The sequence below is a fragment of the Niastella caeni genome (assembly GCF_004834005.1).
Taxonomy (GTDB): Bacteria; Bacteroidota; Bacteroidia; order Chitinophagales; family Chitinophagaceae; genus Niastella; species Niastella caeni.
Window position 1 is genome coordinate 19,346 of sequence record NZ_STFF01000013.1, and the last position, 12,587, is coordinate 31,932.

Below are 12,587 nucleotides of genomic sequence, written 5' to 3' on the forward strand. Positions count from 1 at the left end.
TTTCATGAGTAGCTGCATACTGCCCGTAATTGCTCAACAAAAAGAACCGGTAGATTATGCCGATCCATTATTGGGAACTTCCGAATCGCGGTGGATGCTAAATCCGGGTGCAACCATGCCTTTTGGTATGGTGCAGTTAAGTCCCGATAACCAGGGTGGCGTTTGGAAATCAGGGTATGAGTATTCTTTGAATAATATTGGCGGGTTCAGCCATATTCATTCCTGGACAATGGCAGGTTTATCGGTTATGCCTACTGTTGGTGCGTTGAATACGCGCCGTGGGCCTGCTGATGGCCCTACAACCGGTTGGACTACCGGCTACCGGTCAAGAATTTATAAAGAAACGGAGAAGGCAAGTCCGGGTTATTATGCGGTGACCCTGATGAATGGTAACATTCTTACAGAACTCACCAGTACTACCCGCGCCGGTTTCTTCCGCTTTACTACTCCTGAAGAAGAGGAATTGCATATACTATTAGATCTCGATGTTCCCTTCGAAAATACGGCTGAGATCCTGGATGCCAAAATTACCAAAGTGACCGACCGGGAAATTGAAGGGTATTCAAAACAGAAATGGAGCTGGAACGAATACATCGTGCATTTTGTAGTACGGTTTAACAGGCCCGTAGAACATTTTGGCGGATGGATTGGCAAAGAAATTTTAAAAGGTGTGAAAGAAGTGGCCGGGAAAGGGAAAATGGGCGCCTTTGCCGATTTCAAATCAAAGAAAGATGAGGTGATCCTGATGCAGACTGCCATTTCATTGGTGAGTATTGAGCAGGCACGTTTGAACCTTGAAACAGAAATGAACCCCTTCAACTGGGATTTTGAAGCTGTTCGCAATAACGCAAAAAAGGTATGGAGTGGGATGTTGAGCAAGATACAGGTACAGGGTGGCACGGAAGAAGAAAAAAGGAAGTTCTATACGAATATGTACCGTTCCTATGTGGCCCGTACTACCTGGAGCGATGTGAATGGAAAATATGTAGATGTGAATGAGAAAGTGCAACAGGTAAATCCTGATTCACCTGTTTATGGGTGTGATGCCTTATGGAATACTTTCTGGAACCTGAATCAGTTATGGGCATTGGTAAATCCTGACATCACCAGCAAATGGGTTAAATCATTTTTGGAGATTTATAATACAGGCGGCTGGTTGCCCAAAGGGCCTGCAGGCATTGAATATTCCGGCATAATGGAAGCCTCGCACGAAATTGCCCTTATTGCGGGAGCCTATCAAAAAGGGATACGCGATTTTGATGTAGAGAATGCTTTCAAAGCCATGATACACCAGCAAACAACGCCAGGTATAGTAACGCCTGAAAAAGGATATGCAGGTAACAAATTTTTTGAATCGTACATGAAATTGGGCTATGTGCCCACTGAAGAAGGACAGGTTTCCAACACCCTTGAATATGCTTACGACGATTGGTGTGTTTCGCAAATGGCTAAAGCGCTTGGTAAGAAAAAAGAATACGAACAATTCATTAAACGTGCCGGTAATTATAAAAATGTATTTGATACAGCTACCAAATATATTCGGATGAAGCACCGGGATGGATCATGGGTGAAAGAATGGAATCCTTATTGTTGCACCTCTTTCAGCGGGACCGGTTACCTGGAAGGAAATGCCTGGCAATACAGCTTCTTTAATCCACACGATGTACAGGGAATTCTGAACCTGATGGGCAAGGATGAATTCAATAACCGGTTGGAAGATGGATTTAAAAGATCTGCCCGGTATAATTTTAATGCTGAAGGCGATCTATACGATCGTATTCCGATCAATCATGGCAATCAACCCAACATGCAGGCGGCCTGGTTATTCAATTATTCCGGCAAGCCCTGGCTCACGCAGCATTATACCCGTGAGATCATGAACCGGTATTATGGTTCTACACCATTGCATGGCTGGTTGGGCGATGAGGATGAAGGGCAAATGGGCGCCTGGTATGTAATGACTGCCATGGGATTATTTGAAACAGATGGTGGTGCTTCGGTAAAACCATTTTATGAGATCGGCAGTCCTGTTTTTGAAAAGACAACTATTGCGCTTGATCCGGTTTACTATCCTGGTAAAACCTTTGTTATAGAAGCGCATAACGTATCTGATAAGAACCGGTATATTCAGTCTGCTACATTAGATGGAAAACCATTGACAAAGCCCTGGTTTTATCATGCTGATCTGGTAGATGGTGGTTCGCTGGTGCTGGAGATGGGGCCTGAACCCAATATGGCCTGGGGAAGCAAACCGGGCGATGCGCCGCCCTCGATGTCGGCTGCAACTAAAACATCCAAAAAATAACTCAACGTAATAAAGTATCATAAATGGATACACGTAATAAATCCGCTTACCTTTTTTTTATAACCCTGGTAGCATCATTGGGTGGCTTTTTGTTTGGGTTTGATATGGCGGTGGTATCGGGCATTCTGCCTTTGTTGCAAAAGCAGTTTTCTTTGTCGGCCTTCCAGGAAGGCTGGGTTGTATCTTCAGCATTGGTAGGGTGTATCCTAGGCGTTGCTGTATCCGGCGAGTTGAGCGATAGATTGGGAAGGAAGAAACCGCTGATCCTGGCTGCATTGCTGTTCTTATTGTCAGCGTTGGGATGTTCATTACTGCCTGCTTTGCCGGGCATTATTGCGGCGCGTATGCTGGGTGGTATTGGTATCGGACTGGCATCTAACGTAGTTCCATTATATATTTCGGAAATAGCGCCGGCCCGTATTCGCGGGCGGTTGGTTACTTATTATCAATTTGCAGTAACCCTGGGTATTCTCGTAGCTTATTTAACCAATTCAGCGCTGCTTCATTATGCCATTGCTCATAAAAACGATGTTGGTAACTGGTTACAAACGTTGTTGGTAAGTGAAGTTTGGCGCGGCATGTTTGGGGTTGGTGTAATACCGGCTGTGTTCTTCGCACTTGGGATTTTGGTAGTTCCCGAAAGTCCACGCTGGTTAATTCAACAACAGCGTGAGCAGGAAGCAACGATCATCCTTAATCGTATTAATAATGATATTGAGGCCCGGGCCAGTTTACAACAAGGGAAGCAATCGCAGCTCGACAAAAATATTTCATACCGGGCACTGTTAGCGCCGCAGTGGCGGAAAGCGTTGATCATTGGAATTTTGCTGCCTTTGTTTTCGCAGTTCAGCGGTATTAATGCAATTATTTATTATGGTCCCAGCATCTTGAGCAATGCAGGCATTTCGCTTAGCAATTCGCTTTTAAGTCAGATTATTTTTGGCGGGGCCAACATGCTGTTCACTTTAATTGCTATTTGGAAAGTAGATAGTCTGGGTCGAAGACCCTTGTACCTGGCAGGAACGGCGGGGGCAACCATCAGCCTGCTGTTAACCGGCATTTGTTTTTATGCAGGAGCTACTACCGGTTCGATACTATTGATCAGCGTATTGGCTTTTTTGGCGTCGTTTGCTTTTTCTATCGGCCCATTGAAGTTTGTTGTGGCTGCGGAAATTTTTCCAGGCAATATTCGTGGTCGCGCTATGGCCATTAGCATTATGGTAATGTGGGTGGCCGATACTATCGTAGGTCAGTTAACGCCTATATTTTTAAAAAGCATTGGTACCGCCTACACTTTTTGGTTGTTTGCTTTGTTTTGTTTGATCGCTTTTGTTACGGTGTATAAACTGTTGCCGGAAACAAAAGGTAAATCACTGGAGCAAATAGAAAAAGACTGGAAACATCAGGCAAAAGACCAGGACCTTTTTGCAACAACTGGCTGAATTATTCTCACATTCCCTATATAAATCAAAAGCGGCCCCAGGAGCCGCTTTTGACGTTTTAGGGTTTGATTGTTTTATCCGTAACCGGGGTTACGAATTTTGAAACGGTAAACAACCAGACAAATCCAAACAATAGGGGTACATAATAAACGTACCTGAAAGCCTGGTAGGTCATAGAGAACAACAGCGATACATTAACGGCAAGAAGTGGAAGAAAAACGATCCAGTAATTTTTTCTTTGCCGGGCTACATATAAAAGCAGGAACATTAGTAAAATGTTGTAAAGACCTGCCCGCCGAACAAGCGGATCTAAAGCTCTGCCTGCAAAATTGAGCATACCCATCAGCACTTTATGTAAGCCATTTTCGCGGTGTTTGAAACCAAATTCATTTTCTTCTATCAGTTCATGGTAGCTGTAATTGAATGATCCCTGCCCCTGAAAAGCGTTCCATAACAGCTCTGTTCCAGATAACCTGTCTTTTACTATCAAAAACGGGTGGTGTATTAATGTGTTGGCATACATGCTAACCACTTTGGGTGTTGGTACTTTCGACAAATTGTCGATGAAAGGCGTATCGGTTTGGAACATATACTCGTCAGCAGAGTAGGGGGTGTAATGACTTTTCCATACTTCAACAGGCAACAGTTTTTGCATTTCTTCCATAGTGGAAGCGGGCAGTGGTTGGTTATAATATATGATTGAGCCCATACCATGCATAGGGGCGGTCAGTTGGAAACCGGTAGGTACAGGCGGCACTTTAAGCCAGGTGTGCAGAATGAATTTTCTATAGGTGAAAAATGCCAGCAAAAAACAAGCAACAGGTAATAGTATTTCCTTACGCTTGTTCTTAACGGCAAAAACAATAAGTACGGCGGCACAGCATAATGCAGCCATCACCCCGTTATGCCTTAAAATAGCCACCGCCAATAAGCTTACCGAAAGGCATATCAAGGTAATCTTCCTGTTAAAAATATACGTTTGGGTAAGTAGTTCAGCAATTACAAGCGTGAGCCATACAACGACAACGCAGAAGAAAATATCTTTCCATATCGTTATAACCATAATACCATTGGTGGGCATTATGCCGGTTATTATGGCAAATACAAGTAGCCATTTGTAAGGGATGCCAGCTTTATACAGAAAAACTAAAAAAGAGGAAAAGATCCCGGCCATGAATAAGATCTGAACAATGGCAATTATTGCAGGTGAATACCAGATAGTAGTCAGTCCCCGTATTATAAAGGCATATATAACCGGGAAGGCATCATTCAGCTTTAATATGCCATAGGCTTGTTTCCATTGTTCAAAGGAATCGGGCGACATCGTTCCCGGGTAAAAGCCTATTAACCATAATGACCAGCAGGCTATCAATATGCTTGCAAAAATCAGGTATAGTTTCCCGGTTGAATAAGATCGTGTAACCGGTTGCACCTTACTTTTTTCAAACAACCAGATCTTGCAAAGATCCGTGAAGTATAAGAATGCAATGGCTACATACGACAACCAGCAGCAAAATAATAGCAGGAACAATAATTTAACAGCCACCTGAGGTACTGGAAATCCGGTAAAGAAAAGTGGATGCCCCACCGATGCAAAACCGGCATATAATACAACCAGTAAAAAGCAGAAGGTATCGCCTTTTGTTCTATTACTGATGAATGCCTGCACGTTTGACTTCCGCATTAAAAAGTAGATACCGATGCTTAAAACCAGCAGTATCGACTTCTCAGTAGAATTCAAAGGCAGGAGATTAAAAAGAAAAAAAATAATCAGACCTAAGGGGATGATAAAAAGAAACAGATTGTTTTTTGCAAAAACACGCAAACGGGTTAATAAAGGAGTATTCATTATAATAAAGGACCTTAATCTTACAGTTACAAAAACTTTTTCTTAAATGATAAATGATCTTCCTATTTCCCCCGGGGCGCCTTCTGGATGAAACTCATTTGCTGATTTATCTGTGCTTAACAAGTGTCCCCGGGCAAGTTATACCACATAAAGCCCACATACAAATGAACACTGAACTTTTTTAAAACAGGCCCTGAAAGTTATATATTTTTTTATTTAATCTCGTGAATTCTTGATTGGATAACGCATAAAAAAGCAGGACACAGAAAAATTAATTTCTAATGCCCTGCTACCCTTCAGAAAAAATGACCAATCTATCGTACTTATCCTGCCATATGTTTACACAGCATGTACAGGCGTAAAGCCATCTTCACTGGCGGCCGGTATATATTCTGCTGTCATCAATTCATCTATTGTTTGCTGTTGTTTTTTCTGTTTCCGGCGTTCGATCCACCGATCAAAAATGGCATAGATAACAGGAACGATGATCAACGTAAGGAACAGCGAACTGATCAAACCGCCGATAATTACCCACGCCAATCCGTTTTTCCATTCTGCCCCCGCGCCTGATGCAACGGCGATAGGCAGCATCCCAAACACCATGGCAATGGTTGTCATCAAAATGGGCCGCAGCCTTGCATGGTTTGCCTGGATCAATGCTGTGACAGTATTTTCCCCGGCGGCTTTCCGGTGATTGGTAAAGTCCACAATCATAATGGCGTTTTTACAAACCAGACCAATCAGCATGATGATACCCAGAATAGTAAATATGTTTAATGAATTGTTGGTTAAACCCAATGCCAGCAACGCACCGATAAATGACAGTGGTATAGAAAACAATACCACTAAAGGATAAACAAAACTATCATACAGCAATACCATCACCAGGTATACCAGTAAGATAGCGGCCAGCAGCGCTACTCCCAATGTGCCAAATCCTTCAGATTGATTCTCCATGTCGCCGCCCCATAAATAACTTACGCCGGCAGGTTTTCTTAATTTTTCAAAAGCCTGCTGCCATTCTCCTGCAACAGTTCCCGAAGGGCGACCTACTGTTTGCCCCTGAACGGTTACAGAAGGACTTTTATCTCTTCTCTCTAACAGGCTCGGGCCAGATGATTCTGCGATCGAAGCGAACTGCGATAATTTGATACGCTGCCCCTGATCATTTACAAATTCAAGGTTCCGTACATCTTCAATGTTCGATCTGTTGAAACTGTTATAGCGAATGTTAATGTCGTATTCATATTCCCCGGCTCTGAATTTGCCATCGGTATTACCGTTGAATGCAGTTTGCATAGTAAGACCAACTGTTTGCAGCGTTAAACCTAAACTGGCCATTTTATCCCGGTCTACCTGCACATTGATCTCCGGGTTGCCCGTTTCAACAGTCAGTTTGGTTTCTGCCGCGCCTTTTATTTTTTTCAGCTCCTCATGCGCTGCATTGGCAAAGGCCATAGCGCTGTCGAGGTCGGGCGCCATTACTACCAGTGCCAGGGGTGCATTATCGGCCGTACCCAACATGCCTATTGGTGTTGTTTTTACTTTGGTACCTACCAGTTCGTTTTGTAATTCTCTTTTTATTTTAGCCGCATATACATACGAATCATCTGTGCGGTGTTTTTGGTCGACCAGCTTTACACGAATTTCCGATTTATAGGCAGTAGACTGGCTTCCGGCCATACCATCACTGGTTTGTCCTACCATGGTAAGCATGTCAATTACTTCGGGTTTTTTGCGCAGGTAAGCTTCTGCTTTCTGCGTTACCTGGTTGGTTTGTTCAATAGAAGCGTCTTTAGGCAATTCCATTTGCACCAAAAATTCACCCCTATCGCTCTTGGAGAAAAATTCACCCCCTATAAAACCGCCTGCGAGCATATATAATGAGCTCACGAAAAGGACCAGCACTATAGCTAATGTGATGCGTTTATGATTAAGCGACCATTTCAGAATGTTGGTGATCCAATGGGTGAACGAAGTAAGCCCTTTTTCAAATCCCAGGATAATTCTTCCAAATAAGGTTTTCGAAGAAAGATGTTCCAGTTTTCCGAACCGGGAAGAAAGCCAGGGCACAATAGTGAAGGACGACAACAATGATAACAGCGTGGCAATAATTACTGTTACGCAGAATTGTTTAATGATGTTCGACACCAGACCGGTACTTAATGCAATTGGTAAGAACACCACTACAATAACCATGGTAATAGCTGTAACCGTGAACCCGATCTCTTTGGTGGCTTCAAAAGCTGCCCGAACCCGGTTCTTACCCATTTCCATGTGCCGGTATATGTTTTCGAGCACCACAATGGCGTCATCCACAAGAATACCTACTACCAGCGAAAGTCCCAGCAAGCTCATCAGGTTAAGGGTATAACCTAGCAACGCCATGCCAATGAATGTGGCGATCAATGAAGCAGGTATAGATACCATTACGATCAATGAGTTTCTTAAGCTATGCAGGAAGAACAGCATCACAAGCGCTACCAGCACTACCGCCAGTAAAAGATCATGCACTACCGAATCGGCCGCTTCCAGCGTAAACACGGTACTGTCGTTCGCGATCTCAAGCATTAAATTGCTGGCAGCATATTGACTTTGAAGTGACGCAATCTTCTTTTTGATATCCTCGGCTACCGCTACTGCATTCGCATCGGTTTGCTTTACGATCTGTATGGCAATAGCGTTCTTCTGATTAACCCGCGATATTTTCTCTACTTCTTTTTGTGCATCCTGTACGTCGGCAACATCGCCCAGGCGAATGGCTATCCCATTATGTGATGTAAGCACCAGGTTGCGCAGCTCTGCTACATTTTTATATTTACCAGATAAGCGCACCAGGATGCTTTGTTCGCGTGTTTGTACATTACCGGTAGGGAAATCGAGGTTGGAACCAAGAATTATTTGCTGTACCTGAGGAACAGATAAACCATATCCTTTCAGTTTTTCTCCATCAAGACTAACCTGGATCTCTCTTTCCTGACCGCCAACCAGGTTTACCTGCGCCACACCATTTACCCGCGAAAGGGCAGGGTTGATGCGTTTGTCAACCAGGTCATAAAAAGATGCTTCATCCATTTTAGCCGAAGCGGAAAGCGTGAGAATGGGAAGGTCACTCAGTGAAAATTTATTCAACGATGGTGGATCTACATCCTCAGGCAGGTCTTTTAATATCGCATTGATCTTGCGTTGCGCGTCGTTCAATGAATAATCGGCATCAGCGCCACTGTTCAGTGAGATCGTAACCAATGAAATGCTTTCCATCGACTTCGATTCCAGTTTTTTGATATTCTCCAGCGATGCCACGGCATCTTCAATTTTTTTGGTCACGGTATTCTCAACTTCTGCCGGAGACGCACCCGGGTAAACTGTTGTAATGGTTACCGCATTGCTGTCGAACCTCGGGATCAGTTCATACCCCAGTAAAGTATAACTAAACAAACCGCCCAGGATGAGGACCGTAAACAGTACGATCACAAGGGAAGGCCGTTTTATGGAAATTTCAGCTAATTTCATCCGTATAATTTTTATTTTATTTTGGTCGGATGGAACTCCGCATGATAAAATTTCCATTGCTGATTGTTACTAATGAAAATTTTATCATGCCTCGTTTCATTTTAAATTTTTTTATGGTTGTCCCGGCGCTTATTTAATGATACTTACTTTGCTACCGTCAACGAGATTGATCTGTCCACTGGTAATTACTAATGCACCTTCATTTAAGCCTTCCAATACTTCTACCTTTTCTCCCAGTACACGGCCGGGTGTAACAATTTTCAACCGGGCAACGCCATTGTCCGATACAAATACCTGCTTGCTATTCACGCTACCCACAAAGGCTGTGCGGGGTATCATTATAACCGCTGACTGATTGGGAAAATCGAATACGGCGGTTCCATACATGCCTGCTTTCAATTGATTACCGGTATTGTTGGTTATCGTGATCTCCACCGGGAAGTTCAACGCTTCATCTGCTTTTGGGGCAATAAAGTTGATCTTGCCAGAGAATGTTTTATCGGGAAACACACTTGCTTTCACCTGCACCTGTTTGCCTACGCTCAGGTAAGGTATTTGGGCTTCGTTTACGGTTACCTTTAACTTGAGTGTTGAAACGTTCACGATATCGAACAACGCAGTACCGGGTGAAACAACGCTTCCTGGTTCAATATGCCGTTTGTTTACAATACCACTGATGGTAGCCCGAATGCTGGCGTCGCCCAGGTTAATGCGCGATTGGTCTACTTTGGCTTTTGCATTTTCTACATTCAATCGCGCCTGATCGAGCTGTTGCTGGGTTACACCACCTGTTTTATATGCATTCTCATATCGTTCAAGATCTGTGCGTGCTGTTTGATAATTCGCCTCGGCGTTTGTCAGGTCAACGGAAAGCTGATCAACGCGGATGGTAGCTACTGTTTGTCCTTTTTGTACATAACTGCCTTCATCAACCAACACCTTTACCACGCGGCCAGCTTTTTCTGCGGCCAGGCTCAATTCCTGCGTAGGGGCAAAATTGCCATTGGCTACTACATCCAGGTCGGGTATTGCGAGCGAAACCGTATCTATGCGAACTGATACTGTTGCATTGGTTTGTGCTACAATTTTGGTTTGTTCTTCCGATTTCTTTTTGTTGTTTGATAGGACTTTGGCGATAGCTCCTAAAGAAGCTATTATTACTACGATTGTTACAACGATCCTGGTGATCTTTTTCATCTGAAAATTATTTTAATTGATTTTTGCTACGGATGGTTATCGGAGAATTCGACATAAAAATTTTCATTGCTGCAGATATGATCGCCCGAAAATTTTATGTCTCATTTCATTGTATGTTAGTTTAAGAGTGATTTTAAATTTCCCTGGGCTTTTATTAATTGTATTTCTGCCAAACGATAATCAAGTAAAGCGGCAGAATAGTTATTTTGCGCGGTGGTCAGCGAGTTTTCTGCATCTAGCAGATCTGTTAACGGCGCTAACCCCTGCGTATAATTATTTTGTGTATTGGTATATACTTCTTCGGCCAGCGCTACATTTTCTTTCTGGTTATTAAGCGTGATAATGCTGTTCCGAAGTTGTGTGGTGGCATTTCTATATGTGAGGTTAAGCGACAACTCTGTGTTCTTTATATCTTGCTGTAACTTTCTGATATCAACATCGGCCTGCCTCACTTTCGATCGCGTTGAAAATCCATTGAACAGGGGAATTTTCAGATTTAATCCTACCGAGGCATAATCGAACCAGTTGGCGCCGCTGCCTACCGGAAAAGAATTGCCCATTCCCTGGTAGCCATAGTTTCCCGAAAGCGAGAGAGATGGATAATATTTTGCACGCGTAGCTTCTTTTTGTAATGCCAGCAGTTCTTCCTGTTTTTTCAGTACCTGGTAATCCGACAGTTTTTTTACATCCGGCGCATTATCCATCAGGGCCAATTTGGGTTTAATGCTGTCCATTTGCGCATAAGGAATTGTAATGGGTGTTTCAATGGGAATGCCTATATAAAACTTCAACGTGTTTTCCTGTAGCTGAACTGTATTGATCAATTGCTGACGTTGTGCTTCCAGGTTCGATAAGTTCACCTTGCTTCTGTCGAGATCAATTTTTTTCGCCAATCCATTTTTATATTGGCCTTCAATTACATTCTTCACGCGAGTGGTTGTGGCAAGATTACTATCGACGATCACCAGTTGCTGACGTTGCACCAACACCTGGTAGTATTGGGTGGCTACTTTTTCAATCACCTGCTCATCGGTTAACCCGGCCATCAACTGGTAATATTGCTGGGTGCTTTTCGCAGCCTTCAAACCGGTGAAGACTGATTTGTCGAACAGTGCCTGTGATAATGATACAGAGGCACTGCTGTTCCATTTTTGTCCAAATGCTATCAGCATTGTTTTGCCCGGTTGTCCTGCCAGCTCACCTGGTACGGCGCTTAACTGTAAAATAGGATTATAGGTAAGGCCGCCATTGGCGTTTATTTGCGGAAGCGCCTGTGAGCGGGCGTCGTCAATTTTATATTGGCTGTTTTCTTCGTCGAGCCTTGCCTTAACGGCTTCTGATTTATTCTTCAGTGCCTGTTGCAGTGCTTCTTTCAGCGAAAGCGGTGCTGTCTGGGCCTTTGCCAATGACAAAACGCTAACCCCGGCCACAAGCAATACCAAACGTTGGGCAACAATTCGAAGCGATTGGTTGTGTTTCATTAATTAAGTATTTAAATTGGACTGTTTGCTTATTTATGTTGATCAGTTTCTATTTGTTGGATTTCTTTCGGCTGTGCTAATCTGGTAGCGAAGCTGTATTTTTTAAGTTCGTTCTCCAGCCGCGGGATGGCTTCCGGTGCTATAACTCCATATAGAAATAAGTACAAAGCCTGTCTGAAAACTTCATCTTTTGAGTAATCGTTTACCAGTTCGGCAGCAAACTCAAAATCTTTTTGGATATGTTGTTGTAAAATGGTCACTACCAATTGCGGGTGAAGGCTTCCCCGGAAAACCCCTTCCACAATGCCTTCTTCCAGCACTTTTAGCACCCGTGGGTAAATGAAGTTGTTTAATGTATGCACCAGGTGGGTATATTCAACCGGGTAATGTTTTTGCAGATCAGTAAAAAAGGCCACACTTGTTTTTTTACAGAAATCCATATTAACTGTCATATGGCTGAGTACCCGTTGCAGGTTGTCTGCATCGGCCTGGTCCGCTTCTTCCAGCGCCTGGTTGAAGTTCGCCGCTACTAATCGGCAAACCTGTTGTACCAGGTCGGCCCGGGAGGTAAAAAAGCGGTATAATGTTTTCTTTGAAATCGCCAGCCGCGCAGCAATTTCATCCATCGTAAAAGGCTGAATGCCCTGCGTGGTAAATAAGCGGAAAGCTGTTTCTAAGATGATTGTTTCGTTCATTAACTTTTCGACCACTTTAGTTTGTTGGTCAAAAGTAATATGACTTTTCGACTAATTTGTAAAAATGGTCGAAAATAATTGTTAAAGGATTGTGAAAGCATATTG

7 protein-coding genes are annotated in these 12,587 nt (G+C 43.4%); 2 read left to right on the forward strand and 5 right to left on the reverse strand.

The features are described from left to right. Positions 1 to 4 precede the first annotated feature (4 nt). Together FAM09_RS28295 and FAM09_RS28300 are read left to right on the forward strand one after the other, a co-directional pair. Complete coding sequence (locus FAM09_RS28295; protein WP_243751799.1) at positions 5 to 2,305, forward strand: GH92 family glycosyl hydrolase; 2,301 nt, start codon at positions 5 to 7, stop codon at positions 2,303 to 2,305. Between the two features lie 23 nt (positions 2,306 to 2,328). Beyond that, positions 2,329 to 3,747, forward strand: a complete 1,419-nt coding sequence (locus FAM09_RS28300; RefSeq protein WP_136580537.1) for a sugar porter family MFS transporter — start codon at positions 2,329 to 2,331, stop codon at positions 3,745 to 3,747. A gap of 58 nt (positions 3,748 to 3,805) precedes the next feature. On the opposite strand, the gene FAM09_RS28305 is transcribed toward FAM09_RS28300, so the two are convergent. The 5 genes from FAM09_RS28305 to FAM09_RS28325 all read right to left on the reverse strand — a co-directional run bounded on the left by FAM09_RS28305 (position 3,806) and on the right by FAM09_RS28325 (position 12,482). Continuing rightward, positions 3,806 to 5,431 carry a hypothetical protein gene (locus FAM09_RS28305; protein ID WP_136580538.1) on the reverse strand — a complete coding sequence of 542 codons (1,626 nt, stop codon included), beginning with the start codon at positions 5,429 to 5,431 and terminating at the stop codon, positions 3,806 to 3,808. 504 nt (positions 5,432 to 5,935) lie between these two features. After that, positions 5,936 to 9,109: an efflux RND transporter permease subunit gene (locus FAM09_RS28310; RefSeq protein WP_136580539.1), complete on the reverse strand. Its 3,174-nt coding sequence runs from the start codon at positions 9,107 to 9,109 to the stop codon at positions 5,936 to 5,938. Between the two features lie 129 nt (positions 9,110 to 9,238). After that, positions 9,239 to 10,306, reverse strand: coding sequence for an efflux RND transporter periplasmic adaptor subunit (locus FAM09_RS28315; protein ID WP_136580540.1), 1,068 nt, complete (start codon positions 10,304 to 10,306; stop codon positions 9,239 to 9,241). Between the two features lie 116 nt (positions 10,307 to 10,422). Further along, positions 10,423 to 11,787, reverse strand: coding sequence for a TolC family protein (locus FAM09_RS28320; protein ID WP_136580541.1), 1,365 nt, complete (start codon positions 11,785 to 11,787; stop codon positions 10,423 to 10,425). A gap of 29 nt (positions 11,788 to 11,816) precedes the next feature. After that, positions 11,817 to 12,482: a TetR/AcrR family transcriptional regulator gene (locus tag FAM09_RS28325; protein ID WP_136580542.1), complete on the reverse strand. Its 666-nt coding sequence runs from the start codon at positions 12,480 to 12,482 to the stop codon at positions 11,817 to 11,819. Positions 12,483 to 12,587 lie beyond the last annotated feature (105 nt).

Bases quoted from the DNA above. Each gene is read 5' to 3' on its own strand.
- FAM09_RS28295 (WP_243751799.1), top strand. From the start codon at position 5: ATGAGTAGCTGCATACTGCCCGTAATTGCTCAACAAAAAGAACCGGTA.
- FAM09_RS28300 (WP_136580537.1), top strand. From the start codon at position 2,329: ATGGATACACGTAATAAATCCGCTTACCTTTTTTTTATAACCCTGGTA.
- FAM09_RS28305 (WP_136580538.1), bottom strand. From the start codon at position 5,431: ATGCGGAAGTCAAACGTGCAGGCATTCATCAGTAATAGAACAAAAGGC.
- FAM09_RS28310 (WP_136580539.1), bottom strand. From the start codon at position 9,109: ATGAAATTAGCTGAAATTTCCATAAAACGGCCTTCCCTTGTGATCGTA.
- FAM09_RS28315 (WP_136580540.1), bottom strand. From the start codon at position 10,306: ATGAAAAAGATCACCAGGATCGTTGTAACAATCGTAGTAATAATAGCT.
- FAM09_RS28320 (WP_136580541.1), bottom strand. From the start codon at position 11,787: ATGAAACACAACCAATCGCTTCGAATTGTTGCCCAACGTTTGGTATTG.
- FAM09_RS28325 (WP_136580542.1), bottom strand. From the start codon at position 12,482: ATGAACGAAACAATCATCTTAGAAACAGCTTTCCGCTTATTTACCACG.